At 71.4% G+C, this 26,906-nt stretch carries 24 protein-coding genes; 11 read left to right on the forward strand and 13 right to left on the reverse strand.

Annotation, left to right across the window (positions count from 1 at the left end):
• Positions 1 to 12: 12 nt before the first annotated feature.
• Both OG202_RS35620 and OG202_RS35625 read right to left on the reverse strand, forming a co-directional pair.
• Positions 13 to 867 carry an Fpg/Nei family DNA glycosylase gene (locus OG202_RS35620; RefSeq protein WP_328224149.1) on the reverse strand — a complete coding sequence of 285 codons (855 nt, stop codon included), beginning with the start codon at positions 865 to 867 and terminating at the stop codon, positions 13 to 15.
• A gap of 188 nt (positions 868 to 1,055) precedes the next feature.
• Positions 1,056 to 5,945 (reverse strand): ATP-dependent helicase, encoded by a 4,890-nt coding sequence (locus OG202_RS35625; RefSeq protein ID WP_328224150.1) that lies wholly within the window; start codon positions 5,943 to 5,945, stop codon positions 1,056 to 1,058.
• Positions 5,946 to 6,081: 136 nt separating this feature from the next.
• Here OG202_RS35625 and OG202_RS35630 point away from each other — a divergent pair, with 136 nt between their 5' ends.
• Genes OG202_RS35630 through OG202_RS35640 form a run of 3 tightly spaced genes read left to right on the forward strand, consistent with a single transcriptional unit; the run spans position 6,082 to position 8,092 of the window.
• Entirely contained in the window at positions 6,082 to 6,990 is a 909-nt protein-coding gene (locus OG202_RS35630) for an AraC family transcriptional regulator (protein WP_326576408.1), read from the forward strand.
• Between the two features lie 29 nt (positions 6,991 to 7,019).
• Positions 7,020 to 7,787 (forward strand): AzlC family ABC transporter permease, encoded by a 768-nt coding sequence (locus tag OG202_RS35635; RefSeq protein WP_327732107.1) that lies wholly within the window; start codon positions 7,020 to 7,022, stop codon positions 7,785 to 7,787.
• A complete protein-coding gene (locus tag OG202_RS35640; RefSeq protein WP_326576406.1) occupies positions 7,784 to 8,092 on the forward strand; it encodes an AzlD domain-containing protein in 309 nt (102 codons plus the stop codon). Before OG202_RS35635 ends, OG202_RS35640 begins: the two co-directional genes overlap by 4 nt.
• A 161-nt stretch (positions 8,093 to 8,253) precedes the next feature.
• Here OG202_RS35640 and OG202_RS35645 read toward each other — a convergent pair whose 3' ends face one another.
• Positions 8,254 to 9,198: a hypothetical protein gene (locus OG202_RS35645; RefSeq protein WP_326576405.1), complete on the reverse strand. Its 945-nt coding sequence runs from the start codon at positions 9,196 to 9,198 to the stop codon at positions 8,254 to 8,256.
• A 79-nt stretch (positions 9,199 to 9,277) separates the two neighbouring features.
• Here OG202_RS35645 and OG202_RS35650 point away from each other — a divergent pair, with 79 nt between their 5' ends.
• From OG202_RS35650 to recX, 4 genes are all read left to right on the forward strand, one after another.
• Entirely contained in the window at positions 9,278 to 9,472 is a 195-nt protein-coding gene (locus OG202_RS35650; protein ID WP_328224151.1) for a DUF3046 domain-containing protein, read from the forward strand.
• A 94-nt stretch (positions 9,473 to 9,566) separates the two neighbouring features.
• A complete protein-coding gene (locus OG202_RS35655; RefSeq protein WP_328224152.1) occupies positions 9,567 to 11,036 on the forward strand; it encodes an AI-2E family transporter in 1,470 nt (489 codons plus the stop codon).
• A gap of 295 nt (positions 11,037 to 11,331) precedes the next feature.
• Complete coding sequence (gene recA / locus OG202_RS35660; protein ID WP_326576399.1) at positions 11,332 to 12,459, forward strand: recombinase RecA; 1,128 nt, start codon at positions 11,332 to 11,334, stop codon at positions 12,457 to 12,459.
• Between the two features lie 3 nt (positions 12,460 to 12,462).
• Positions 12,463 to 13,407, forward strand: a complete 945-nt coding sequence (gene recX / locus OG202_RS35665) for a recombination regulator RecX (RefSeq protein WP_328224153.1) — start codon at positions 12,463 to 12,465, stop codon at positions 13,405 to 13,407.
• A gap of 195 nt (positions 13,408 to 13,602) precedes the next feature.
• On the opposite strand, the gene OG202_RS35670 is transcribed toward recX, so the two are convergent.
• From OG202_RS35670 to OG202_RS35685, 4 genes are all read right to left on the reverse strand, one after another.
• The gene (locus tag OG202_RS35670) at positions 13,603 to 14,142 is read right to left on the reverse strand and encodes a cysteine dioxygenase (RefSeq protein ID WP_328224154.1); all 540 of its coding nucleotides are present in this window, start codon (positions 14,140 to 14,142) and stop codon (positions 13,603 to 13,605) included.
• An 84-nt stretch (positions 14,143 to 14,226) separates the two neighbouring features.
• Complete coding sequence (locus OG202_RS35675; RefSeq protein ID WP_328224155.1) at positions 14,227 to 14,373, reverse strand: putative leader peptide; 147 nt, start codon at positions 14,371 to 14,373, stop codon at positions 14,227 to 14,229.
• Between the two features lie 31 nt (positions 14,374 to 14,404).
• Positions 14,405 to 16,105, reverse strand: a complete 1,701-nt coding sequence (locus OG202_RS35680; protein WP_328224156.1) for an FAD-dependent monooxygenase — start codon at positions 16,103 to 16,105, stop codon at positions 14,405 to 14,407.
• 243 nt (positions 16,106 to 16,348) lie between these two features.
• Positions 16,349 to 17,044: a response regulator transcription factor gene (locus tag OG202_RS35685; protein WP_326576391.1), complete on the reverse strand. Its 696-nt coding sequence runs from the start codon at positions 17,042 to 17,044 to the stop codon at positions 16,349 to 16,351.
• Positions 17,045 to 17,338: 294 nt separating this feature from the next.
• On the opposite strand from OG202_RS35685, the gene OG202_RS35690 reads away from it, so the two are divergent.
• Both OG202_RS35690 and OG202_RS35695 read left to right on the forward strand, forming a co-directional pair.
• The gene (locus OG202_RS35690) at positions 17,339 to 17,776 is read left to right on the forward strand and encodes a hypothetical protein (RefSeq protein ID WP_327727556.1); all 438 of its coding nucleotides are present in this window, start codon (positions 17,339 to 17,341) and stop codon (positions 17,774 to 17,776) included.
• 81 nt (positions 17,777 to 17,857) lie between these two features.
• Positions 17,858 to 18,295: a hypothetical protein gene (locus OG202_RS35695; protein ID WP_327727555.1), complete on the forward strand. Its 438-nt coding sequence runs from the start codon at positions 17,858 to 17,860 to the stop codon at positions 18,293 to 18,295.
• Positions 18,296 to 18,472: 177 nt separating this feature from the next.
• Here OG202_RS35695 and OG202_RS35700 read toward each other — a convergent pair whose 3' ends face one another.
• The 4 genes from OG202_RS35700 to OG202_RS35715 form a co-directional block, all read right to left on the reverse strand.
• Positions 18,473 to 19,351 (reverse strand): amino acid ABC transporter permease, encoded by an 879-nt coding sequence (locus OG202_RS35700; protein WP_327727554.1) that lies wholly within the window; start codon positions 19,349 to 19,351, stop codon positions 18,473 to 18,475.
• A complete protein-coding gene (locus tag OG202_RS35705; protein WP_327727553.1) occupies positions 19,348 to 20,025 on the reverse strand; it encodes an amino acid ABC transporter permease in 678 nt (225 codons plus the stop codon). Before OG202_RS35705 ends, OG202_RS35700 begins: the two co-directional genes overlap by 4 nt.
• Before the next feature lie 95 nt (positions 20,026 to 20,120).
• The gene (locus OG202_RS35710) at positions 20,121 to 20,954 is read right to left on the reverse strand and encodes a glutamate ABC transporter substrate-binding protein (RefSeq protein WP_326576381.1); all 834 of its coding nucleotides are present in this window, start codon (positions 20,952 to 20,954) and stop codon (positions 20,121 to 20,123) included.
• Positions 20,955 to 21,043: 89 nt separating this feature from the next.
• Complete coding sequence (locus OG202_RS35715) at positions 21,044 to 21,820, reverse strand: amino acid ABC transporter ATP-binding protein (RefSeq protein WP_326576380.1); 777 nt, start codon at positions 21,818 to 21,820, stop codon at positions 21,044 to 21,046.
• 369 nt (positions 21,821 to 22,189) lie between these two features.
• On the opposite strand from OG202_RS35715, the gene OG202_RS35720 reads away from it, so the two are divergent.
• Entirely contained in the window at positions 22,190 to 22,876 is a 687-nt protein-coding gene (locus OG202_RS35720; RefSeq protein ID WP_037700951.1) for a response regulator transcription factor, read from the forward strand.
• Between the two features lie 9 nt (positions 22,877 to 22,885).
• Positions 22,886 to 24,298, forward strand: coding sequence for a sensor histidine kinase (locus OG202_RS35725; RefSeq protein ID WP_328224157.1), 1,413 nt, complete (start codon positions 22,886 to 22,888; stop codon positions 24,296 to 24,298).
• A gap of 55 nt (positions 24,299 to 24,353) precedes the next feature.
• Here OG202_RS35725 and OG202_RS35730 read toward each other — a convergent pair whose 3' ends face one another.
• Positions 24,354 to 25,352: a TAXI family TRAP transporter solute-binding subunit gene (locus OG202_RS35730; RefSeq protein ID WP_326576375.1), complete on the reverse strand. Its 999-nt coding sequence runs from the start codon at positions 25,350 to 25,352 to the stop codon at positions 24,354 to 24,356.
• 281 nt (positions 25,353 to 25,633) lie between these two features.
• Positions 25,634 to 26,779, reverse strand: a complete 1,146-nt coding sequence (locus OG202_RS35735; RefSeq protein ID WP_328224158.1) for a peptidoglycan recognition protein family protein — start codon at positions 26,777 to 26,779, stop codon at positions 25,634 to 25,636.
• Positions 26,780 to 26,906 lie beyond the last annotated feature (127 nt).

Below are 26,906 nucleotides of genomic sequence, written 5' to 3' on the forward strand. Positions count from 1 at the left end.
TCTGACGGCCCGTCAATTGGCTGTGCGGCGTTGGGAACGGGAAGTCGGGCGGGATGCCCTCGTGGCGCCCGGTGCCGGGGCCGGGCCCGCCTGGCAGGTGGGGCACCAGTAGGTGGGGCGTTCTCGGGAACCGTCGCCCTGGTCGGCCACGCGGACGGGGGTCTGGCAGAGCAGACAGGGGCGAGGGGCCCTTCCGTACACGAACAGGTCGTGCCTGCGGTGGCCCGTCGTGCTGCGGATCGGGCGGTCGCGGTTGGCTTCGAGAAGCTTCTTGGCGAGGGTGGGCAGCCGGGCGGCGAGGTCCTCCGGGAGGGCACCGACGGGGAGCCAGGGGGTGACCCGGAGCAGGAAGCAGAGCTCGCTCTTGTACACATTGCCGATGCCGGCGAGGTTGCGCTGGTCGAGGAGTGCCTCGCCGAGGGGGCGGGCGGGGTCGCTCAGGAGGTTCGTGAGGGCCCGGTCGGGGTCCCAGTCCGGGCCCAGCAGGTCGGGGCCGAGGTGGCCGACGGCATGGTGTTCGTCGGTGGTGCGGATCAGCTCCAGTACGGGCAGGCGGTAGCCGACGGCCGTGCGGTCGGTGGTGCCCAGGATCGCGCGGATCTGGTGCGCCGGGCCGCCGCGCCAGCGCTCGTCGTTGGCGTACACCTTCCAGGAACCGTCCATCCGCAGGTGCGAGTGGAGGGTCAGGCCGCCTTCGATGCGGGTGAGGAGGTGCTTGCCGCGGGGCGTCACGTCGAGGACGGTACGGCCGGTGAGGTCGGCCGTGGCGTACCTCGGTACGCGGAGGTCGGAGCGGGACAGGACCTTGCCGGCGAGGGCGGTGTGGAGTCGTCTCGCCGTTTGCCAGACGGTGTCACCTTCGGGCATGGGTCAAGGGTGGCACGGGTGGAGGGGGCATGGGCGGAGGGGTGTGGGGGCGGGGCGGCTGATGGCTCGGGGGGTTCGGTCGGTCGGTGGGTGCGGGTGGTGTGGGGCTGGTCGCGCAGCCCCGCGCCCCTGATGGGGCGGGGGCTTTCGTGGGTCGTCGCTCGGTGGTCATGGGTGGTCATGAGTGGTCACGCTCGGATGCGTAGGCCGCGTGGGGTCGCGATGAAGCCTGCTCCCTCCAGGAGGGGGCCGTACGGGGAGGTGAGGGCGGAGGTGCCGTTCACGCGTTCCACCGTGACCGTGCCGAGGGAGCCTGCGCGGGCCGCAGCGGACAGGGCTTCGGCGGCCGGACGGAGGCGTGGATCGTCGGTGGGCCGGGCGTCCGGGTCGGCGGGCCAGGCCAGCAGGGTCTTGCCGCCACGCTCCATGTAGACGGTCAGCTCGCCGTCGACCAGGACGACCAGCGAGCCTGCCTTGCGGCCCGGTTTGTGTCCGGCTTCGGTGGGCGGCTCGGGCCAGGGAAGGGCGGCGCCGTAGGCGTTCGCGGGGTCGGCGGCGGCGAGGACGACGGCTCGGGGGGAGGGGGCGGGGCCAGTGCGGTGCGGGGTGTGGCCGGCTCGGCGGTGGGGGCCGGTTCGACCGAAGGGCCCGCCTTGGCTGTCGGGGCTGCCGTGGCTGTGGGGCGCGCCCTGGTCGTATGGGCTGGGCTCGCCGGGGGTGCCGTCCGGGGCGAGGAGGGAGTCGGAGTCGGAGAAGGTGTCCCAGGGGTCCAGGGCCTGGGCCGTGTCGTGGTCTCCGCCGAAGCCGTTCGGGGTGGGGCTCGGCAGGGGCTCGTTTCGTTCGCGGGCGTTGGACACCGCGCGTAGGCGGTCCACGGCGCCGTCCATCGCGAACTGGGCGGCGCCCAGGCCCTCCACGACGTAACCGCGGCGGGCCTGGCCGCTCTCCTCGAAGACGGAGAGGACGCGATAGACCGCGGAGAAGCCGCCCTCGACGCCCTCGGCGGCCACCGCGCCCCGGGTCACGACGCCGTGGCGGTCGAGGAGGGTGCGGGCCAGGGCGTGGGCGCGAACGGTGGGGTCGGGCTCGTGGACCGGGAGCAGGGACCAGCGGCCAGCGACCGTGGGCGGGCCCGTACGGGACTGGGGGCGTGCGGCGGCGGTCAGGGAGCCGTACCGGCCGCGCGGGACCGTGCGCTTGGCGCGGTGGGCGGTGGAGCCCGCGGTGCGGCCCGAGCCCAGGAGCGAGCGCATGGGGGTGAGCGTGTCGTTGGTCAGCCGACCGGACCAGGCCAGGTCCCAGACGGCGTCGGCCAGTTGGGGATCGGAGGCGTCGGGGTGGGTGGTCGCGCGGACCTGGTCGGCGATCTGGCGGAAGAAGAGGCCGTAGCCGCCGGAGAGGGCGCTCAGGATCGACTCGTGGAGCGCGGTCAGTTCGAGCGGGTGCGGGGGCGGGAGGAGGAGCGGGGCCGTGTCCGCCAGGTACAGCGAGACCCAGCCGTCCTTTCCGGGGAGGGCTCCGGCGCCCGCCCAGACGACTTCGCCGGCCGCGGTGAGTTCGTCGAGCATCGCGGGGCTGTACTGGGCGACCCGGGAGGGCAGGACCAGCTTCTCCAGGGCGGAGGCGGGGACGGAGGCGCCCTGCACCTGCTCGATCGCGCGCACCAGGCCGTCGATGCCCCGTAGCCCGTGCCCCCCGCCCACGTGCTGCCACTGCGGCAGGAACTGGGCGAGCGCGGCGGGCGGCACCGGCTCCAGCTCGTGCCGCAGCGCTGCCAGCGAGCGGCGGCGCAGGCGGCGCAGCACGGCCGCGTCGCACCACTCCTGGCCGATGCCCGCCGGGTGGAACTCGCCCTGCACGACACGGCCGTTCGCCGCCAGGCGGTGGAGTGCCCCGTCCGTGACGGCCGTGCCGAGGCCGAAGCGGGCGGCGGCCGTGGCCGAGGTGAACGGCCCGTGCATGCGCGCGAACCGGGCCAGGAGGTCGCCGAGGGGATCCTTGACCGGCTCGGTGAAGGCCTCCGGGACACCGACCGGCAGAGCTGTGCCGAGAGCGTCCCGCAGGCGGCCCGCGTCCTCGATCGCCGCCCAGTGGTCGGTGCCGGCGACGCGGACCCGGATGGCGCGGCGGGCCCCGGCCAGCTCCCGCGCCCACTGCGGCTCGGCGCCGCGCTCGGCCAGCTCGGCGTCCGTGAGCGGTCCGAGCACGCGGAGCAGGTCCGCGACGCCTTCGACGTCCTTGATGCGGCGGTCCTCGGTGAGCCACTGGAGCTCCTGCTCCAATTCGGTCAGGACCTCGGCGTCGAGCAGCTCCCGCAGCTCCGCCTGGCCCAGCAGCTCGGCCAGCAGCCGGGAGTCCAGCGACAGGGCGGCGGCGCGGCGCTCGGCGAGCGGGGAGTCGCCCTCGTACAGGAACTGGGCGACGTACCCGAAGAGGAGGGAGCGGGCGAAGGGGGAGGGCTCCGGGGTGGTGACCTCGATGAGACGGACCTTGCGGGATTCGATGTCGCCCATCAGCTCGGTGAGGCCCGGGACGTCGAAGACGTCCTGGAGGCATTCGCGGACCGCTTCCAGGACGATCGGGAACGAGCCGAACTCGCTGGCTACCTGCAGCAGTTGGGCCGCGCGCTGACGCTGCTGCCACAAGGGCGTGCGCTTGCCGGGGCTGCGGCGGGGCAGCAGGAGCGCGCGGGCGGCGCACTCGCGGAAGCGGGACGCGAACAGCGCCGAGCCGCCCACCTGGTCGGTGACGATCTGGTCGACCTCGCCCTTGTCGAAGGCGACGTCCGCCGCGCCGAGGGGAGCCTGCTCGGCGTCGTACTCCGTGCCCGCCTTCATGGGCTCCATGTCGAGCAGGTCCAGGCCCATCAGGTCGGCGTCGGGCAGGCGCAGCACGATGCCGTCGTCGGCGTGCATGACCTGGGCGTCCATGCCGTACCGCTCGGAGAGCTTCGCCCCGAGGGCGAGGGCCCAGGGGGCGTGGACCTGGGCGCCGAAGGGGGAGTGGACGACGACCCGCCAGTCGCCCAGCTCGTCGCGGAAGCGTTCGACGACGATCGTGCGGTCGTCGGGCACGTGGCCGCATGCCTCGCGCTGTTCGGCCAGGTAGGAGAGCACGTTGTCCGCGGCCCAGGCGTCGAGTCCGGCGGCCAGCAGGCGCAGCCGGGCGTCCTCCTCGGACAGGGAGCCCACCTCGCGCAGGAACGCGCCGACCGCGCGGCCCAGTTCGAGCGGGCGGCCCAGCTGGTCGCCCTTCCAGAAGGGCAGGCGGCCCGGGACGCCCGGTGCGGGGGAGACCAGCACCCGGTCGCGGGTGATGTCCTCGATACGCCAGGAGCTGGTGCCGAGGGTGAAGACGTCCCCCACCCGGGACTCGTACACCATCTCCTCGTCGAGCTCGCCGACCCGGCCGCCGCCCTTCTTGGGATCGGAGCCCGCGAGGAAGACCCCGAAGAGGCCGCGGTCGGGGATCGTGCCTCCGGAGGTGACCGCGAGGCGCTGGGCGCCCGGCCGTCCCGTGATCGTGCCGGCCACGCGGTCCCACACCACGCGCGGGCGCAGCTCCGCGAACGCGTCGGACGGATAGCGGCCCGCGAGCATGTCGAGGACGGCCGTGAACGCGGATTCGGGGAGCGAGGCGAACGGGGCGGCGCGGCGGACCGTGGCGAGGAGGTCGTCGAACTGCCAGGTGTCCATCGAGGTCATGGCGACGACCTGCTGCGCCAGTACGTCCAGGGGATTGCCGGGGACCCTCAGGGACTCGATGGAGCCGGTGCGCATCCGCTCGGTGACCACGGCCGACTGGACCAGGTCGCCACGGTACTTGGGGAAGACCACGCCCCTGGAGACGGCGCCCACCTGATGCCCGGCACGGCCCACGCGCTGCAGGCCGGAGGCGACCGAGGGTGGCGACTCCACCTGGACGACGAGGTCCACCGCGCCCATGTCGATGCCCAGTTCGAGGCTGGAGGTGGCGACCACGGCCGGCAGCCGGCCCGCCTTCAGGTCCTCCTCGACCAGGGCGCGCTGCTCCTTGGAGACCGACCCGTGGTGGGCCCTGGCGAGGACCGGGGGCGCACCCTGCGCCGCACCCGAGCCGCCCATCAGCTCCGCCGGGGCGTGGTGCTCGTCCAGGGGCACACCGGTGGCACGCTCGTACGCGATCTCGTTGAGCCGGTTGCACAGCCGCTCCGCGAGGCGGCGGGAGTTGGCGAACACGATCGTGGAGCGGTGGGCCTGGACGAGGTCGGCGATCCGCTCCTCGACATGCGGCCAGATCGACGGCCGCTCCGCGCCCTCGCTGCCGTCGGCGACCGGGGAGCCGCCCAGCTCGCCCAGATCCTCGACCGGTACGACGACGGAGAGGTCGAACTCCTTGCCGGACGGGGGCTGGACGATCTCCACCCGGCGGCGCGGGGAGAGATAGCGGGCGACCTCGTCGACGGGACGCACGGTGGCGGACAGGCCGATACGGCGTGCGGGCCTGGGCAGCAGCTCGTCGAGCCGCTCCAGGGAGAGCGCCAGGTGGGCGCCGCGCTTGGTGCCCGCGACCGCGTGCACCTCGTCCAGGATCACCGTCTCTACGCCCGTGAGCGCGTCGCGCGTGGCCGACGTCAGCATCAGGAACAGCGACTCGGGGGTGGTGATCAGGATGTCCGGCGGGCGCGTGGACAGGGCGCGGCGCTCGGCGGCCGGGGTGTCCCCGGAGCGGATGCCCACCTTCACCTCGGGCTCGGGCAGCCCCAGACGCACCGATTCCTGCCGGATACCGGTCAGCGGACTGCGCAGGTTCCGCTCCACGTCCACCGCGAGCGCCTTCAGCGGTGACACGTACAGCACCCGGCAGCGCTTCCTCGGATCGGCCGGGGGCGGGCTCGACGTCAGCTGGTCCAGCGCGGCGAGGAACGCGGCCAGCGTCTTGCCGGAGCCGGTCGGGGCGACCACCAGGACGTCCGAGCCCTCGCCGATCGCCCGCCACGCCCCGGCCTGGGCCGCGGTGGGCGCGGAGAAGGCCCCCGTGAACCAGCCGCGGGTCGCGGGGGAGAAGCCGTCGAGGGCCCGATCTGCGGAGCTGACCATGCCCCCATCCTGCACCCGGCCACTGACAATGGCCCGGGCCTGCGGAAACGGCATGGAGCGGGCGGGCAGAGGGAGGCGGGGGAGGTCCGTGAGGCCGGGCGATCCGCGCTGCTCGCGGGGGCGCAGAATGAGGGGTATGGCGGGTTCGGTGGAGCGTGCGAGGCACTGGCGGTACGCGGAACTGCCCGGGGTCGACCTGCTGCGGGCGAGCTACGTCGAGAAGAAGTTCGTGCGGCACACCCACGAGAACTTCGTGATCGCGGCCATCGCCGACGGCGTCGAGGTGTTCCACCACGGCGGCGCCGACCAGTACGCGGGCCCGGGCACCCTGGCTCTGGTGAACCCCGACACCCCGCACACCGGCCGCGCCGGCGTGCCCGAGGGCTGGCGGTACGGCGCCGTCTATCCGTCGCCGGACGTGGTGGCCGAGATCGCCGCCGAGACCACCACGATCCGCGGCACCCCCGGCTTCGTGAGCCCGGTGCTCGAAGATCCCTACGCCGCGGGCCTCGTCCATCAGGTGCTGCGGGCCGTCGACGAGGGCAACGCGCTGGCCGCCGACACCGTGCTGCGGGTCGCCGTGACCCGGCTGCTGCGTCTGAACGGCGGGCCGCTGCCCCAGCGTGCCGTCCGCACGGCCGGCGCCCCCGTCGCGGCACGCGCGCGTGCCGTGCTCGAGGAGCGGATGGCCGACCCGCCGACCCTGGAGCGGCTCGCCGCCGACCTCGGCACCAGCCCCTTCGCCCTCCTGCGGGCCTTCCGCACGGCCTACGGCATGCCACCGCACACCTGGCTGACCGACGCCCGCGTCCGCCGGGCGCGGAGCCTGCTCGACGCGGGCACCGCTCCCGCCGCTGCCGCCGTCGCCGTCGGCTTCACCGACCAACCGCACCTCAACCGCCACTTCAGCCGGATCGTGGGCGTGCCTCCGGGCGCCTACCAGCGGGAACGCAGGGGTGGTACCGGCGGCGGGCGGGAGCGCGAGGACGCCGTACGGGCACACACGGACGACGTGCGCGGGCGCAAGAACGTACAAGACCCATAGGGGCGGCTGCTCGTACCGTCCGTGGCGTGGTGACTGAACAGACCGGTCTCGTGGAGACAGAAGACGGCGGCGGCACGAAACCCGACGGAGCCGTCGTCCGGGACGCCCTGGGAGTCGGGGTCGCCGTCGGACTGTCCGGGTTCGCCTTCGGGGTGACCTCGGCCGGCAGCGGGCTCAGCCTGCCGCAGACCTGTGCGCTGAGCCTCCTGGTGTTCACCGGGGCCTCCCAGTTCGCCCTGGTGGGCGCGCTGGCGGCCGGCGGCAACCCGTTCACGGCGGCGGCCGGGGCCTTCTTCCTGGGCGTACGCAACGTGTTCTACGGACTGCGCCTCTCCCAGGTGCTGGCCCTCCCGCGCGCGATACGGCCGTTCGCCGCCCAGTGGGTCATCGACGAGACCACGGCCGTCGCCCTCGCCCAGCCCACGCGCCGCGCCACCCGCATCGGCTTCACCGTCACCGGGCTCAGCCTCTACGTGCTGTGGAACCTCACCACACTGCTCGGCGCGCTCGGCGCCGAGGCCCTCGGCGACACCGGCGCGTGGGGGCTCGACGCGGCCGGACCAGCCGTCTTCCTGGCACTCCTCGCGCCGATGCTGAGGACCACCGCGGAGCGGGCCGTCGCGGGCATCGCCGTCGTCCTCGGGCTCGGTCTGCTGCCCGTACTGCCCGCCGGAGTCCCGGTCCTGGTCGCCGCGACGGCCGCACCGGTCGTCCTCTGGGCGGAGGGGCGCCGCGGCACCGGCGACCGACCGGACACCCGCCCGAAGGATGACGGCCCGCAAGGAGAGGCCCGATGAACGTCTGGATCGCGATCGTCGCCACCGCCGTCGGCTGCTACGCCGTCAAGCTCATCGGCCTGCTGGTGCCCGCGGGCGTCCTGGAACGCCCGCTCGTCCAACGCCTCGCCGCCCTGCTGCCCGTGGCCCTTCTCGCCGCCCTCACGGCCCAGCAGACCTTCGCCGCGGGGCACGACCTGGTGCTGGACGCGAGGGCCGCGGGGCTCGCCGCAGCCGCCGTGGCGCTGCTTCTGCGAGCCCCTTTCCTGCTCGTCGTGGCCGCTGCGGTGATCGTGACGGCGGGGGTGCGGGCGATGACGGGCTGACGTTCGCCACGACTGTCCTGCGGCCGTGCGGCCGTGCGGCACGTGCGGCGATACGCCGGATCTGCCCGGACTGCCGCACGGGGACCGTGCTCGACGACACACGCGCGTGCATCCTCGCCGTGCCCGCACGCACGCGTGCCGATCGACCGCCCCGACCGCCCTCAGCCGATCGGCCGCCCGTACGCCCGCAAGGTTCGCAGGGCCTCGATCGTCACGATCGGGCGGCTCTCCATGGCGGTGCTGGGTGCCCACTGGCGCCAGCGGATCGGCCAGCCGCCGTCCTCCGTCTGCTCGCTCGCCAGGAAGTCGAGGGAGCGGGACATCTCCTCGTCGGTGAACCACGCGCGCGCGAGGGAATCCGGGGTGCGGGCGAAGTCGTGCGGGTAGTGGTGCTCGTCCGGGGCGTAACCGGCGGCCACCGGGTAGTCGTTCGGCCGCCCCGGATCCAGCGTGGCGAGCCGGTGTTCGCGCACCAGACGGCCGAGTCGGTCGGCGGCCGCCCGGGCGCGCGAACGGTCGGGGGCGGACTCCAGGAACGCCACGGCGGCGTGGATCTCGTAGGGGTGCGACTTCTCCAGGGACTCGACCGCCTGCCAGCAGAAGTCGGTGGCCCGGAACAGCCACGCGTGCCACACCTGGTTGCGGTGCAGCAGGCCCACCACGGGCCCGGTGGCCAGCAGATCACTGGGCGGGTCGTCGACGATCGGCACGAACGGGGCCGCCGGATAGCCACGCTGGCTGGGGTGCACCGCGGGAAGGGCGCCGTCCGGGGTCGACACCGAGGTCAGATAGCGGCACACGCGCTCCACCCGCTGTCCGCCGCAGAGCCCGATCGAGTCCAGGACACGCAGCGCGTGCCCGGTGTGCAGCGGCTGGCTCACGGGCCCGCGCAGATCGGGTTCCAGCGCGTGACCGTACCCCTCGTCGGCGTTGCGGTAGGCGGCCAGCGCGGTCTCCACCGCGTCGGCGCTCCCGTCCAGGAAGTGGTACGCGAAGCGGCGCTGCTCCAGCACGCGCGCGGTCAGCCAGACGAACTGCTCGGCGCGAGCCAGCGGGGTGTGCGCCGGGGACGACGAGGGGAGTGGGGATGCTCCGGTTTCGGCCATGGCTCCGACCGTAGGGCGGAAAGCGGTATCGGGATGCCGTCCCGGCCAGGCCCACCCCCTGGGGCGGGATACTGGACTCATGCGGTTGACGGTCTTCTGGCAGCGGATGGCGGATCACTTCGGTGAGGGGTACGCCGACACCTTCGCGCTCGATCACGTGATGTCCGACCTCGGCGGGCGCACGGTGCACGAGGCGCTGGACGCGGGCTGGGAGGCCAAGGACGTCTGGCGCGTGGTGTGCGCGAGCATGGGCGTTCCATCCGAAAACCGCTGAAAACGCAGGGACTTCACCGCGCGGACATCGGTCGTCTGACCGGAAGTGCCGGGGGCGGCGACTGGTTGTCGGTGGCGTGGGCGAGACTTGCTCCGTGGCCCCCACAGACGAGACCGCGCAGTTCGAGCACCAGGCATCCCCGGTCGGCACGACACCACCCACCGGCCCCCCGGCCGGCCCGGGGCCCGGCGCCGCGCCGAGTGGCCGTATGCCGCGCTGGCTGCCGCGCGCGATGGTGCTGGCGCTCGCCCTCGTCGCCGTCTTCCAGCTGGGCAGCTGGGCGTTCCACCAGCTCATCGGGCTGCTGGTCAACATCCTCATCGCGTTCTTCCTGGCGCTCGCGATCGAGCCCGCGGTGAGCTGGATGGCCTCGAAGGGGCTGCGCAGGGGCTTCGCCACCTTTCTGGTCTTCCTGATCACGCTGATCGGGGCCGCCGGATTCGTCACCCTGCTCGGTTCGATGCTCGCCGGCCAGATCATCAAGATGGTCGAGGACTTCCCGGCGTACCTCGACTCCGTCATCAGCTGGATCAACTCCAGCTTCCACACCGAGCTCAAGCGCGTCGACATCCAGGAGGGGCTGCTCCGCTCCGACTGGCTGCGGAAGTACGTGCAGAACAGCGCCACGGGCGTCCTCGACGTCTCCGCGCAGGTCCTGGGCGGCCTCTTCCAACTGCTGACGATCGCGCTGTTCTCGTTCTACTTCGCCGCCGACGGCCCACGGCTGCGGCGCGCGCTGTGCTCGGTACTGCCGCCGGCCAGGCAGGCCGAGGTGCTGCGCGCGTGGGAGATCGCGGTCGACAAGACCGGCGGCTACCTCTACTCACGCGGCCTGATGGCGCTGATCTCCGGCGCGGCGCACTACGTCCTGCTGGAGTACCTCGACGTGCCCTACGCCCCCGCGCTCGCGGTCTGGGTCGGTCTGGTCTCGCAGTTCATCCCCACGATCGGCACCTACCTCGCGGGTGCCTTGCCGATGCTGATCGCCTTCACGGTCAACCCGTGGTACGCGCTGTGGGTCCTCGTCTTCGTGGTCATCTACCAGCAGTTCGAGAACTACGTGCTGCAGCCCAAGCTGACCGCGAAGACCGTGGACATCCACCCGGCCGTGGCCTTCGGGTCGGTCGTCGCGGGCACCGCCCTCCTCGGTGCCGTCGGCGCGCTCATCGCCATCCCCGCCATCGCCACCCTGCAGGCCTTCCTCGGGGCGTACGTGAAGCGGTACGACGTCACGGACGACCCCCGGGTGCACGGACACCGCAGACGCGGCTCGGGCGACATCCTCGCCCGCCTGCGGAAGCGGCCGCACCGCTCGGAACAGCAGGACGGGACCGAGGGCGACGTCCTCACGCGCGTGCGCAAGCGGCTGGAGGAGAAGCTGGACCGGAAGCGGGCGACGAGACAGCCGACGGGCGACTCCACGACCGCGCGGCGGGACGACGACACCGCCCGCCGGGACACGGAGGCGGAGGGGGAGACCGGACCGGAGGCCGGGGGAAAGACCGGACCGGAGGGCGGGCCGGGCCCCGAGCACGGCGCCGGGCCCGAGGACGGCGCCCCATAGGGCTGCTGCCGCCGTAGGCCGTCACCCGGCGCCGAGCTTCGTCCTCGGCCGCCGCGTCCGTGTGAACCCGCTCGCCCGGAAGACCTCCGGGTGCCGTGTGGTGCGCTTGACACTAAAATCGAACATCCATTCTTATGGAGGCTCCGGCGAGGGTCTCGACGGGAGTTCGACAGGGTTTTCGTGCGGAAGTGCCCGAGTTATCCACAGGCCGGGCGGGCGTCGGGGCCCATTGTCAGTGGCAGGCGTTAGCGTCTTTCACGTGAAGCGATCGACTCAAGCAAATCGGGTGGAACCCATGGCAGGAACCGACCGCGAGAAGGCGCTCGACGCCGCGCTCGCACAGATTGAACGGCAGTTCGGCAAGGGCGCGGTGATGCGCCTCGGCGAGCGGCCCAACGAGCCCATCGAGGTCATCCCCACCGGGTCGACCGCACTCGACGTCGCCCTCGGCGTCGGCGGCCTGCCGCGTGGCCGAGTGGTGGAGGTGTACGGCCCGGAGTCCTCCGGCAAGACGACCCTGACCCTGCACGCGGTGGCGAACGCGCAGAAGGCCGGCGGCCAGGTGGCCTTCGTGGACGCCGAGCACGCCCTCGACCCCGAGTACGCGAAGAAGCTCGGTGTCGACATCGACAACCTCATCCTGTCCCAGCCGGACAACGGTGAGCAGGCCCTGGAGATCGTGGACATGCTGGTCCGCTCCGGCGCCCTCGACCTCATCGTCATCGACTCCGTCGCCGCGCTCGTCCCGCGCGCGGAGATCGAGGGCGAGATGGGCGACAGCCACGTGGGTCTGCAGGCCCGCCTGATGAGCCAGGCCCTGCGGAAGATCACCAGCGCGCTCAACCAGTCCAAGACCACCGCGATCTTCATCAACCAGCTCCGCGAGAAGATCGGCGTGATGTTCGGCTCCCCGGAGACCACGACCGGTGGCCGGGCGCTGAAGTTCTACGCCTCGGTGCGACTGGACATCCGCCGCATCGAGACACTGAAGGACGGCACCGACGCCGTCGGCAACCGCACCCGCGTCAAGGTCGTCAAGAACAAGGTCGCGCCGCCCTTCAAGCAGGCCGAGTTCGACATCCTCTACGGGCAGGGCATCAGCCGCGAAGGCGGCCTGATCGACATGGGCGTGGAGAACGGCTTCGTCCGCAAGGCCGGCGCCTGGTACACGTACGAGGGCGACCAGCTCGGCCAGGGCAAGGAGAACGCCCGCAACTTCCTGAAGGACAACCCGGACCTCGCCAACGAGATCGAGAAGAAGATCAAGGAGAAGCTGGGCGTCGGCGTCCGGCCCGAGGAACCCACCGCAGAGCCGGGAGCGGACGCGGCGGTCTCTGCCACCCCCGCGGACGACGCCGCCAAGACGGTGCCCGCGTCGGCTGCCAAGACCCCCAAGACCAGGGCCGCGGCGGCGAAGAGCTAGTCCGTGACGCGCAGAACGGACTGGGGCGAGTACGCATACCCCAGTGCCCCCGAGAGCCGGGGGCGCGGGGCCGGCGGCGGGGGCACGGGGGAATCCGCCGCGGACGGGCACGGGTACGGGTCCGGTCCGTACGACGACATGGCGTCGTACGGCACGGGCGAGCCCCGCGACGGTGAGTTCTACGACGGCGAGCCGTACGACGACGGCGGTGAAGGTGGCCCCGGTCGGCGGGAGGACGGCTCGCGTTCCGGTGCGGGCTCGGCCGTCGGCGCCCGTCGGCGTGGCGGCGGTGCCTCGCGCGCTGCGGGCGGTGACGCGCGTGGCCGGCGCGGCGGCCGGGGCGGGCGGCGGCGTGGCTTCGGGGAATCGGGCGACGGCCCGGACGACGGGGGACCGCAGGACGGGGGCTCGTCTTTCTCGTCGAGGGCCGAGAAAGGGGAGTCCTCAGGGGACCCGGCTGAGCGGGCGCGCGCGATCTGCCTGCGCCTGCTCACCGGGACCCCGCGCACCCGCAAGCAACTCGCGGACGCCCTGCACAAACGCGAGATCCCCGAGGACGTGGCGGACGAGGTGCTGTCGCGGTTCGAGGAGGTCGGGCTGATCAACGACAGCGCGTTCGCGGACGCCTGGGTGGAGTCCCGGCACCACGGCCGGGGCCTGGCCCGGCGGGCCCTCGCCCGGGAGCTGCGCACCAAGGGCGTCGACTCGGCACTGATCGACGAGGCCGTCTCGCAGCTCGACTCCGAGCAGGAGGAGACGACCGCGCGCGAGCTCGTCGCCCGCAAGCTGCGCTCCACGCGAGGCCTCGACCGGGACAAGCGCCTGCGCCGTCTCGCCGGCATGCTCGCTCGCAAGGGCTACCCCGAGGGCATGGCCCTCCGAGTGGTCCGGCAGGCACTGGAGGAAGAGGGGGAGGACACGGAGGGGCTGGAGGACGAGGGGTACTGAGCCGAGGGGGATCGAGCGGGGGTATGGGGGCGGGGCGCCCCGGCTCCGGGCGGGTGACGGCGCCCGAGGACAGCGGATCGGGGCGGGGGCAGGAACGGGACAACCCGGCTGCTTCCCAACGGAGTTCACCGGGAGCCACGCGTGTGCCAAGCGCTCCGGAGCCGTCGGGCCGGCTCGGCCCGCTCGGCTCCTGGGCTACTGCCAGTCGGCCGGGCGCTCCACGTGTTCCAGGCGCAGCACCTGTCCCGTGCGGCTGTAGCGGCGGATGCGGGGGAGGGGCGGGTAGTAGGCGTGCACGGAGATCGCGTGCTCCTCGGAGGACTCGTTGAGCACCTCGTGGACGTGGTGGCGTCCGAAGGAGCGGCCCTTGCCGGCGGACAACTGCCGCTCGCGGTCGACGCCTTCGCTGAGTTCGAGGGTCTTCCAGCCGTCGGTGGGCAGCCGGGCGGCGAGCGAGTACTCCCTGAGTTCGCCCGCGGCGGTGACGAAGGCGCCCACCGAGTCGGCGTGGTCGTGCCAGCCGGTGCCGGTGCCGGGCGGCCAGCCGATGAGCCAGGCCTCGCTGCCGCCGGGGCCTTCGAGCCGCACCCAGGTACGGCCCTCGGGGTCGAGCGGGAGCGAGGCGATCAGCTCGGCGTCGGCGGCGGTCCGGCGTGCGAAGTCGAGCAGTTCCGCCTGCGTGGGGCCGGAGACGGCCGGAGCGGAAGCGGGGGGAACAACGGGGGACACAGACACGGGTACCGTCCTGGAGTGCGTTCGCTCGGGGGCGCGCGACGGCACGCAGGCGGCGCGCGCGGAAAAGGATGTGGGGATGCGAATTCAGCAGGACGGACGACACACGCAGCCCGCATAGCGGACGAGGTCCATATGGACCCTCCGCCACAGGCGCGTAGAGGTGTCGGTCACGGACCGGAGTACACCATGACGGCGCGGAGCGGTCAACCGACCGTCACCATGTGGACGCACAGTGACGGCCGCTCCGGAGGACTCACTCGCTTCAGCGCGGACTCGCGGCCGCTCCGCTGGTCTCGGGCTGCTGCTTCGCCCCGCCCAGCGTCGCTTCGGCCGCCATGTACAGGTCGGCCGGGCGTACGCCGCTCAGGGCGGTGACGAGGTATCCGTCGGGGCGGATGAGGAGGACGGTGTGGGCGGCGGCACCCGGGTAGGCCTCGGCCACCAGCAGCTCGGCGGGACGCGGCAGGGCGGAGACGGCGGCCGCGAGGCGGGGCATGAGCCCGGCGCTCATCCAGTGCTTGCGCTCCCACACTCCGGTACCCGGCGCGATCAGCACCACCAGCATCGCCCCGCGTCCGAGCCGGTCCCGTAGAGGTACGAAGGAGCCGTCCTCCGCGGTCACCTCCACATCCACGACCTGGGTGCCCGGCGGTGTGTCGACCGGAGTCTCCGCCGCGGCGCGTGGAGGCATGAGCGGCGAGTCGGAGTACGCCCCCGGCGCACCCAGTGCCCCGCGCCCCAGGTGGCCGTCCGCGAGCAGCGCGTCGTGGCCCCGGGACGAGCCGGGGACGTACGACCGCAGGCCCTTGCCGCCGCGCAGCAGGGGCAGCACCTGGTCGGCCGCGCGCAGCCGGGCGGCGACGACCGCGCGCCGCTCCGCCTGATAGCTGTCGAGCAGGGCCTCGTACGGGCCGTGGTGCCAGGCCAGGGCCAGTTTCCAGGCGAGGTTGTCGGCGTCCCGCAGCCCCTCGTCGAGACCCTGGGTGCCGAGCGCCCCGAGCAGGTGCGCGGCGTCCCCGGCGAGGAAGACCCGGCCGACCCGCCACCGCCGGGCGAGCCGGTGGTGCACGGTGTGCACGCCGGTGTCGAGCAGGTCGTACGGCGGTGTGGAGCCGCCCGTCCAGCCGGCGAGGGTCTCCCGGACGCGGGCCACGAGGAGTTCGGGCGTCACGAGGTCCTTGCCCGGCGGCAGGAGCCAGTCCAGGCGCCAGACGCCCTCGCCGAGGGGCCGGGCGGTGATCTCCCCGCCGGACGGGCCCGAGGTGCGCCACGGCGGCATGCGGTGCAGCAACGCCTCGCCCGGCCAGGGGAGTTCGGCGCGCAGTGCGGCGACCGCGTGCCGTTCCACCGCCGTACGGCCGGGGAAGCGGATGTCCTGGAGCTTGCGGACCGTCGAGCGCGGCCCGTCGCAGCCCACCAGGTAACTGCCGCGCCACCAGGTGCTCTTGGGCCCGCGCGTGTGGGCGGTGACGCCGGACTTCTCCTGCTCGATCGCGTCGAGCCGGCTCTCCACGGCGACCTTGACGAGCCGTTCGCCGGCGATGGCCTCGCGCAGGGCGGCGGTCAGGACGTGCTGGGCGATGTGGAGCGGGGGGAGGTCGGCGGAGCCCTCGACGACGGCGTCGGGCCCGCCGCGGGCGCCCTTCGAGCCCTCCCGCGGCGGGATGTCCGGCTCGTCGAACTCGTCGAAGCCGGTCTGCCCGAACCGGACCTGACGCATCACCTGCTTGCGCCGCATCGACCGCCATCCGGCCCAGCGGCAGCCGGCCCGGGAGAGCGGGACGCCGGACAATCGTTCCAGCAGTGCGGCCGTGTCCTCGTTCAGGACCACGGTCCGCGCGAGCCGCTGCTCGTCCTTCCCCGGTCCCTCGTCGAGGACCACGGACGGCACCTCCTGCCGCGCCAGCGCAAGGGCGAGCGTGAGCCCCACGGGCCCGGCGCCGACGATGATCACCGGGTCCACGGCGCGGCGCCCCCTGCCCGACGTGACGTCCCGGCGGACGTGGGTGAACAGGAAGTTGGAGCAGGGTGCACGATCACAGAACGTATGCAACCCATTGCCGGTGCTTGCGTCAAGTGACGGAGGCGGTGGCGGGCCGGTGCATGCCGGGGATGGGTGGAGCGGCCGGACACACGGCGAGGCCGTCGATGAGTCGCGCCGGGTGTACTCGCCGCGTGTACGGGGCTGATCGCGCGAGCGCCGATGTCAGGCGGGGGACGGGAGGACGCCCGCCTGCCAGGCGATGCGGGCGGCCTGAATGCGGCTGGCTGCGTGGAGCTTGGTGCACAGGGCGCGGACGTGGTCCTTGACCGTCTCCGGGCTGATATGGAGTGTCTCGGCGATGGCGCGGTTGGGAAGTCCGTCGCTGACCAGGGCGAGGACTTCGAGCTCGCGAGGGCTGAGGCTGGCGAGGCGTTCCTGGCCCGTACCGGGTGGGTGCGCCGGGGCGGCGCGGCCGTTGATGACCGCGTCGGCGAGTTCGGGGGAGAGGGCGCGGCTGCCCTCCACGATGGCGGCGAGGGCCCAGGTGAGGTTCTTGGCCGCGGAGCGGTGCAGCAGGACGCCCGCGGCGCCATGTGTGAGAAGAGCGCGGGCGTCGGCGTCAGTGATGCGTTCCCCGATGACCAGGACCGCAGGGGGATGGGTGAGACGGGCGAGGGTCTCCAGCAGCAGAAGAGAGGACCGGCCGGAGGTGTGACCACTGACGAGGAGGTCCGGGCGGGTGGCGCGGATGAGGGTGGCCGCCTGGCCGGCTCTGCCCTCGAACACGACGCTGGTGCACGCGCCGTGCGGCGCGTCACGGGTCAGCGCCTGAAACATCTCGCGCAAGCCCGTGCGCGAGAGCGATCTGTCGTCGATGATTCCCACCCGTAGCATGCGGTCCCCGTTGTGGTTGCTCACGTGCGTGACGGTCCTGCTGTCGTCGCCGAGTGGTCGGCCTCAGCGACGTCGAGCACGATCCTGGGGCGATCGCGCGTGCACGTCAATTGGCCCTTGGGGAGGGGTGATTGTCGCCATGCCTCCCCCGCGAAGCCTTGTCGCTCGGAATGGCAATCCCCGTTCCGGGGGTGAACTTCGGGGAGCCCCCCGCACAGGGGAGATCTTCCTCGTGGGCACCTGGGCCACAGTCATGGCCGTTCACGACGTCCTGGACGAGAGAGGAACCTCATGACGGGGAACGGGACGAGCAGAAGAATGGGACGGGCCGCCGCCGCTGCCGCGTGCGCGATGGCCATGGGTGTCGTCGCCGCGCCCGCCGCCGACGCGGCGCCTGTCGCACCCGCGGTCGCAGCGGTCAAGGCCAAGTGCGGGGCCACCGATCTCAAGGTGTGGTACGACAAGGACCAGGACGGCACCTTTCTGAAGGTGTGGTTCCAGACGGCCAAGGGCTGCAAGAAGGGGCGGAAGATCTCCAGCCTCGTCGGCGAGATCTACTGCGTCACCACCAAGAAGCGCGTCTACCGCCAGAACGTGGCAGCCAAGAAGGCCCCGTACTCGACCCTGATTCAGGCGCTGCCGCCGAAGAACAAGTGCAAGGACTTCTGGGCCAAGTCGAGCATCGTCTACAGCAATGCCAAGACGGTGGTGTTCAAGGACACCTGGCGCTGGAAGTGGGGCGACCAGCCCGCCTGACGTGATGTTCCGCGAAAGGCTCGAATTTTCCTCGACTCACACCGGATCGCTCAGGCGAGAGGCTTCTGAAGGAGGCCATTGATGCAGGACAAGGGCATGGGCAGAGTGGTGCGCCGAAGCGCCATGGTCATGGGGACGGCTGTGCTGGCCGCCGGGCTGGCCGCTCCCTCGGCGACCGCGGACGGTCCCGCCGAGAAGTACCTGGGCAAGCGCTCGGGCAGCATCAAGCTGATCATCTACCCGTACACGTGGGTCGACAAGCAGTACCGGAGTACGTCCCTCAAGAACGTGCGCAAGCACTCGATCCGCATCACCTACAAGAAGTGCGCCTGGTGGAAGGCCCGTGCTTCGGTGAAGTGGGGGAAAAGGACCGACGTGTCCGAGTCCACGGTCAAGGGCTGCAACAAGTCCGTCGTGCTGTCGCCCATGGGCAACCTGAAGGCGAACGTCACGCTGACCATCCACCAGCTCAACGCCGATGACACGTCCGGGAGCACGTCCATCAAGCCCATCGGCTGAACCGTGAGACTGAGCGGTCCCCTGTCCGTCCCATCGGGGACGGACAGGAGACCGTTTCCTTCTCACGGGTGTGGATTCATGTGTGCGGAGCGAGCACTGACGGCGCGTGAGAAGGACGGAGACAGCCCACTGCCCGCTGCGCCGGTCGAGTGACCGGCGCAGCGGGCAGTGTGACGCTTACAGTTCGGCTCCGGTTCCCGTGGTACCCGCGACTGCTGCCGCGGGAAGCACCGCACCCGTCGATTTCTTGCCCCGCCGGATCCGGCTCTCCAGCATGCTGGCGAAGCTGGTCAGCAGGAAGTTCAGCACGATGTAGATCACGGCGACGACGATGAAGCTGGGGATGATGTTCGCGTAGAACCCGCTCATCGTCCGCACGGAGCGGAGCAGCTCCGCGTATCCGATCAACGCGCCACCCAAAGCGGTGTCCTTGACGATGACGACGAGCTGGCTGACGATCGCCGGCAGCATCACGGTCACGGCCTGGGGCAGTAGGACGTTCGTCATGGTCTGCCCCTTGCGTAGACCGATGGCCTGAGCTGCCTCCGTCTGGCCCTTGGGCAGCGAGAGGATGCCGGCCCGGACCACCTCGGCGAGGACCGAGGCGTTGTAGAGGACCAGACCGGTGACGACCGCGTACAGGGGGCGGATGTCGCTGCTGATGTCGGTGAACGACGCGTAGAGCTCGTTCGCGAACAGCATCAGGATCAGTACGGGGATGGCGCGGAAGAACTCGACGACCGCACCGGCCGGGACCCTGACCCACCGATGGTCGGAGAGCCGTGCGATACCGAAGAGCGCACCGAGCGGCAGGGCGATGACCAGCGCGAGCCCCGCTGCCTTCAGCGTGTTGCCCAGCGCGGGCAGCAGATACGTGTCCCAGGCCTCGGCAGTGATGAAGGGCTTCCACTTGGCCCACTCGAACTGACCCTTGTCGGCCATGACGGCGATCACCCACCAGGCCACCAGGGCCAGTACGGCGATGAACACCACGGTGTAGACGACGTTGCGCGTCTTGGCACGGGGGCCAGGAGCGTCGTAAAGAAGGGAGGTCATCGCTTTACCGCCACTCGCTTGCTGACCCATCCGAGGATCAGGCCGGTTGGCAGGGTGAGGATCACGAAGCCGAGGGCGAAGATCCCGGAGATCAGGAGCAGTTCCGCCTCGTTCTCGATCATTTCCTTCATCAGATAGGCCGCCTCGCCCACGCCGATCACCGCCGCGACGGTGGTGTTCTTGGTCAAAGCGATCAGCACATTGGTCAGGGGCGCGACGACCGAACGGAACGCCTGGGGGAGGACAACCAGGGTGAGGACCTGTGTGAAGGACAGGCCGATGGCGCGGGCCGCCTCCGCCTGACCGACGGGCACGGTGTTGATGCCGGACCGCAGAGCCTCACAGACGAAGGCCGCGTGGTAGGCGATCAGCCCCAGGATGGCCAGCCGGAACACTCTCGTCTTGACGTCGTCGGGCGCGCCCATGGTGACACCGAAGGTGTCGGCGAGTCCCAGAGAAGTGAAGAGGATGATGACGGTGAGGGGGATGTTCCGCACCAGGTTCACATAGGCGGTGCCGAAGCCCCGCATCAGAGGGACGGGGCTGACCCGCATCGCGGCCAGCATGGTGCCCCAGATCAGGGAGCCGATGGCCGAGAACACCGTGAGCTGCACGGTCACCCAGAAGGCGCCCAACAACGTGGGGTTGTCATAGTCAGAAAGAAAGTCGAACACGATCTCCCGCGCTTCCGCGTGTGTCGTTGGCGTGACGTGCCGCCCCGAGCCGGGGCGGCACGTCACCGAGCCGGTGGCCCCCCGTCAGGGAGCCGTCAGCCCTTCTCGGTGATCGCCGGGGCGGGCTCGTTCTCGTAGTTGGCCGGGCCGAAGTTCTCCTTGACGGACTTCTCCCAGGAACCGTCCTCGACCATCTTCTCGAGGGCCTTGTTGATCTTGCCCTGAAGGTCTGTGTCGCCCTTCTTGATGCCGATGCCGTAGTTCTCGTCGCTCAGGTTGAGTCCGGCGAGCTTGAACTTGCCCTTGTACTGCTCCTGGGCGGCGTAACCGGCGAGGATCGAGTCGTCCGTGGTGAGCGCGTCGACCGCACCGCTCTCCAGGCCGCTGAGGCACTCGGAGTAGCCGCCGTACTCCTGCAGCTGGGCCTTGGGCGCGAAGTCGTTCTTGACGTTCTGCGCGGAGGTCGAGCCGGTGACCGAGCAGAGCTTCTTGCCGTTCAGGTCGTCGCCCTTGGTCACGTTGTCATCCGCGCGGACGAGCAGGTCCTGGTGGGCCAGGAAGTACGGACCGGCGAAGGAGACCTTCTCCTTGCGCTCGTCCGTGATCGAGTAGGTGGCGACGATGAAGTCCACGTCACCGCGCCGCAGCAGGTTCTCGCGCTCCGCGCTCGGCGCTTCCTTGAACTCGATGTCCTTCTCGTCGTAGCCGAGTTCCTTGGCCACGTACGTGGCGACGTCGACGTCGAAGCCCTCGTAACCGTCGGGGGTCTCCTGACCGAGGCCGGGCTGGTCGACCTTGATGCCGATGGTGACCTTGCCACCGCCGTCGCCGCTGTCGCCGCTGTCGTTCTTGTCCCCACCGCAGGCCGTGGCGGTCAGAGCGAGAACGATCGCGGCGGAGGCGGCAGCGCTTGCCTTGCGGAGCTTCATGGTGAACATCCTTTGACTGGTGAACAGATGCGGACCGTCATGGTGCGGGTGCCGGGTGCCGGGTGCCGGGAGCGGCGTCGGTGGGGCCGTCAGTGGTGCAGGATCTTCGACAGGAAGTCCTTGGCCCGGTCGCTGCGGGGGTTGCTGAAGAACTGGTCCGGCACAGCCTCTTCGACGATCCGGCCGTCCGCCATGAACACCACCCGGTTGGCGGCCGAACGGGCGAAGCCCATCTCGTGGGTGACCACGACCATGGTCATGCCGTCCCGGGCGAGCTGCTGCATGACTTCCAGGACCTCGTTGATCATCTCGGGGTCGAGCGCCGAGGTCGGCTCGTCGAAGAGCATGACCTTGGGGCCCATGGCCAGCGCCCGCGCGATCGCGACGCGCTGCTGCTGGCCGCCCGAGAGCTGCGCGGGGTACTTGTCCGCCTGGGTGCCCACGCCGACCCGGTCGAGCAGCGCCCGGGCCTGCTCCTCGGCCTTCTTCTTGTCGGTCTTGCGGACCTTGAGCTGCCCCAGCATCACGTTCTCGAGCACGGTCTTGTGCGCGAAGAGATTGAACGACTGGAACACCATGCCGACGTCCGCCCGAAGTCGTGCGAGCGCCTTGCCCTCCGCGGGCAGCGGCTTGCCGTCGATCAGGATGTCGCCGGAGTCGATCGACTCCAGCCGGTTGATGGTGCGGCACAGGGTGGACTTACCCGACCCGGAGGGTCCGATCACCACGACGACCTCGCCCCTGGCGATGGTCAGATCGATGTCCTGGAGCACGTGCAACGCGCCGAAGTGCTTGTTGACGCTCTTCAGGACGACCAGATCATCGGTCGCGGCCACGGCGTCCTTGGCCACCGAAACTTCGGTCATCGCTTTATGGCTCCGTCCTGCTCGGTTTCGGAGGACAGTAGTGACCGGCGACGACCAGCGTCATTACATCTGAGCGAGAATTGAGCATAACGATCTGGTAGCCGGACGGACACGGCACGTGACGGGCCCGCGCGGGCGTTTCGGCTGGGTAACGGAACCCGCTCGGAACCCGTACGGCCTTGACGGCGTCCTCACTCATCAGTGTGACTGCGCATGGGTCGAGGCGCGCGGCTCCCAGGTGCGGATCCGCGTAATGTGTGCCGACCGAGACGTACAGATGATCGAAACGCGCAGATACTCGATACGCGCCGATGATCGAAACGCGCAGATGCGCGAAACGCGAGACCTACCGAACCGGAAGGGGCCGGAATGAGGCTGCTCCTCGTCGAGGACGACAACCACGTCGCCGCCGCCCTGTCCGCGGTCCTGGCCCGGCACGGCTTCGACGTCACGCACGCCCGCAGCGGCGAGGAGGCGCTCCAGGCGCTCGTCCCGGAGGGGAACGGCTTCGGGGTCGTCCTGCTCGACCTCGGCCTGCCCGACCAGGACGGCTACGAGGTCTGCGGCAAGATCCGCAAGCGCACCAGCACCCCGGTGATCATGGTGACGGCCCGCGCCGACGTACGCTCCCGGATCCACGGCCTCAACCTCGGCGCCGACGACTACGTGGTCAAGCCGTACGACACCGGGGAACTGCTCGCCCGTATCCACGCCGTCGCCCGCCGCAGGGCCCCCGACGAGGCCGCCGCTCCCGGCGACAGCGGGCTGCGCCTCGGCTCCGTGCTCATCGAGCTGCCCACCCGCCAGGTCAGCGTGGACGGCTCGGTCGTCCAGCTGACCCGCAAGGAGTTCGATCTGCTCGCGCTGCTGGCCCAGCGGCCCGGGGTCGTCTTCCGCCGGGAACAGATCATCAGCGAGGTGTGGCGGACCAGTTGGGAAGGGACCGGGCGCACCCTGGAAGTGCACGTCGCGTCCCTGCGGTCCAAGCTGCGGATGCCCGCCCTGATCGAGACGGTGCGCGGGGTCGGCTACCGGCTGGTCGCCCCGACGCCGTAGCGTGCCCGCGTGCGCACTCGTCTTCTTCCGCTGCTCATCGTCCTGATGGCCGCCGTGCTGCTGGCCCTCGGCATCCCGCTCGCGGTGAGCCTCGCGGCGGCGCGGCAACAGGAGGTCGTCGTCGACCGTATCGACGACACGGCGCGCTTCGCCTCCCTCGCCCAGTTCGTCACCGAACGTCCGAGCGGCTCCCGCGTGGACACCACGGACGGCCGCCGCGAGACCCTGAAGCGGGAGCTGGAGCAGTACTACAGCGTGTACGGCATCAAGGCCGGCGTCTTCTACCGGGAGAAGGACCAGCAGGCCATGGCCAACGCCCCCTACGACTGGGGCAGACCCACCGAGGGAGAGGGGCTCGAGGCCTTCGAGGAGGCGCTGCTGGGGCGCCGTCCGCACGACCCGAAACAGGTGTGGCCCTGGCAGGAGGGCCGGCTCGTCGTCGCGTCCCCGGTCATCCACGACGGTGATGTCGTCGCCGCCGTCGTCACCGACTCGCCCACCGACCAGATGCGCAAGAAGATCCTGCGCGGCTGGCTGATCATCGGCGCGGGTGAGATCGCCGCGATGCTCCTCGCGGTCGGCGCCGCGCTGCGGCTGACGGGCTGGGTCCTCAAGCCCGTACGCGTCCTCGACTTCACCACCCACGCCATCGCCTCCGGACGCCTCAAGTCACGGGTCGCGGTGGCCAGCGGTCCGCCCGAACTCCGGCGGCTGGCACGGTCGTTCAACGAGATGGCCGACAACGTCGAGGACGTCCTGGAACAGCAGCGCGCCTTCGTCGCGGACGCCTCGCACCAACTTCGCAACCCGCTCGCCGCGTTGCTGCTCCGCATCGACCTGCTCGCCCTCGAACTGCCCGAGGGGAACGCGGAGATCGCCTCCGTCCGTACCGAGGGCAAGCGCCTCGCCTCGGTCCTCGACGACCTGCTCGACCTGGCGCTCGCCGAGCACGCGGAGTCCGATCTGCGGCTCATCGACGTGGGCGAGCTGACCGCCGAGCGCGTCGCCTCCTGGTCGCCGCTGGCCGACGACAAGGGCGTGACGCTGGCCGGCGCCTGCCCGGCCACCACCGCCTGGGCCGACCCCATCGCCCTGTCCAGCGCCCTGGACGCGGTGATCGACAACGCGCTGAAGTTCACGCCCGCCGGGGAGACCGTCGAGGTCCGGGTCGCCTCGAACGGCGCGAACTCCACCGTCGTCGTCACCGACGGCGGGCCAGGCCTCAGCGACGAGGAACTGGAACGCGTCGGCGACCGCTTCTGGCGCAGCACCGCGCACCAGAACATCAAGGGCTCGGGCCTCGGGCTCTCCATCTCCCGGGCGCTGATCGCGGCGGGCGGCGGCTCCATCTCGTACGCCCACCACAAGCCGCACGGGCTGCGGGTGACGGTGACGGTGCCCCGGTCGCGTCCGCCGGCCTGAGAGGGCCTTCCCGGGGCCTACGGGGCCCGGAGGGCGTCGTCCCCGAACCTCCGGGCTACGGCTTCACCGACAGGTAGTACGCCGCGGCGCCCTCGTGCAGCGGCAGCGGGTCCGTGTAGAGGGCGGTGCGCAGGTCCACCACCTGGGCCGCGTGGACGTCCTCGCCGATCTTGTCCCGGCTCTTCAGCACGACGCGGGTCAGCCACTCCGTGAGTCTGGGGTCCAGGTCCTCGCGGGTGATGAGCAGGTTCGCCACGGTGAGGGTGGGCACCGAGTCCTTGAGGATGGTCGGGTAGGCGTCCGCGGGCATCAGGGATGTCCGGTAGTAACTGAAGACGCCGCCCTGGTCGTGCAGCTTCGTCACCAGGGTGCCGCGGATCGGGACGAACCGGAAGCCGTACTTCTGCTTCTCCGCGAGGTTGGTCAGCCCCCGCGTGGGCAGTCCGCCCGACCAGAAGAAGGCGTCGATCTTGCCGGTACGGAGGGCGTCAGGGCTTGTCGCGATGGTGTCCGGCCGTGCGTCGATGTCCTTGCCGATGTCCAGCCCGTCCGCCTCCAGCAGACGTTCGGCTATCAGCCGTACGCCGGACCCCTCGGGCCCGACGGCGACCCGCTTGCCCTTCAGCTCCGAGATGTTCTGGATGGTCGAGTCGGCGGGGACGACCAGCTGCACGTAGTCGTCGTACAGTCGCGCCATGCCCCGCAGCTTGTCGGCGCCGGGCCGGCCCTCCTCGATGTACGTCTGCACGGCGTCGGCCGCGGCGATGGCGAAGTCGGCCTCCCCGGTGGCCACACCACGGACGTTGGTCTGGGAACCGTTGCTGGGCTCCAGATCGACCCGCAGGCCCGGCATGTCCTCGGCGATCGCCGACCGCAGCTGGTTGCCGTACTGCTGGTAGACACCCCGGTCGGCTCCGGTCATGAGCGTGATCGTTCCGCTCGGGGGCTCCTCGCTCGGCCACAGCCACCACGCGAGCAGCCCGAGGACCACCAGCGAAGCCACCGAGCCCAGCAGCGCCTGCCGCGTGCCGATGCGGGGGAGTACCTGGACCATGCGACGAAATCCTGCCAGGTCACCGAGCGGGCGGCCAGGATCGGATCCATCCGGTGCGAGGCTGTGACCTCGGGGGTGCGGGGTGTCCTCCGGGTGCGGACGGTGTGCGGACGGTGTGCGGACGCTCGCGCCGTTCCCCGCGCTCCTGAGAGGGCAGGGGCTGGGCCCCGCCCTCTCACCGGCGACCGGCGACCGGCGACCGGCGACCGGCGACCGGCGACCGGCGACCGGCGACCGGCGACCGGCGACCGGCGACCGGCGGACGCGGTCAGCGGACGCGGTCAGCGGCCGGTCGCCACGGCCGTGCGCAGGCGGTCCAGCTCCTGGTACATGACCTCGCCCGGGCACTCGGTCGCCATCCAGTCCCGGTGGCCGCTGATCTCCGCGACCTCCTTCTGGGTGCCGTTGACCGGGTTCGTGTAGGTCACGCGGGCCTGCGGGTCGACGCCGTGCTGCCGGACCAGCGCCTTCACCAGCCGGGTCAGCGACGCGCGGGCGGCCTCCTTCGGTCCCTGCTCGGTGAAGGTGCCCAGCAGGGCGATGCCGAGGTTGCCGGAGTTGAAGCCGCCGACGTGGAAGGCGGTCACCACCTTGCCGTCGGCGTCGTGCGCGGGCAGGCCGTCGTCGCCGGAGTAGCGGCCCTCGTAGATACGGCCCTCCTCGTCGATGAGGAAGTGGTAGCCGATGTCGCCCCAGTCGTTGGTGACGGCGTGCAGCTGGTAGATCGCGCGGACCGTGGCGGCCGGGTCCGGGTCGTCGTTCGCCATGGCCGTGTGGTGCACGGTGATCGTCTGGAACGGGTAGAACGCGGTCGGCGAGTTCTCCGTGCCGTCCGCCTTGAACCGCAGCGACTCGTCGGCGCCCCAGGCGGCCCGGGTCAGGAACTCGACGCCCCGGACACGGGTGGGATCGGACGGCACGGCCACCTTCCGGTCCGGGCCGTGCTGGGTGTCGAGCGCCAGCGAGCGCAGGCCGGTGGCGCCGTCGGGCGCCTTCAGCTCGTAGCCGGCGGCCTGGGCGGCCGCGATCAGTACGCCGCCGCCGTTGGCCACCGAGCAGCCGCCGTCGCCGAGCGTCCGCCACTCGCCCCGGGCGCCGTCGGCGTCCCGCAGCCGGATGCCGCCGCCGGTGGTCTCGTCGGTGCCGCCCCAGCGGACGCCCACGTACCCGATGGGGAAGGCCGCCTCGACGGGCGCCTCGCCGGTGGCGGCCTCGCTGCGGGTCTTCGGGAAGGTCTCGGTCGTCGTACCGGCCTTGGTGTCCTCCGTGCCGGTGTCCGCGGTCGCGCCGCCGGAGTCGCCGGTCGTGGCCATCACGGTCGGTGTGATCACGGCACCGGCCGCGACCGCGCCGGCGGCGCCGATCACGGCACGACGGGTCATCCGGGACTGGGCGCGATGGGTGGGGGAGGTGGGGGGAACGCTCACTTTGGGTCCTCAATCGCTCGGGGTGGTACGTGAAGACCCAACGGAGAGTACGGAGTGGAGTCACTGCTTCCGACACCGGCCCCTGAGGATGACGTAACGTCAAATGATCGTGACGCAAAGGGACTTG

Origin of the sequence: Streptomyces sp. NBC_00310 (assembly GCF_036208085.1) — a bacterium.
GTDB lineage: Bacteria > Actinomycetota > Actinomycetes > Streptomycetales > Streptomycetaceae > Streptomyces.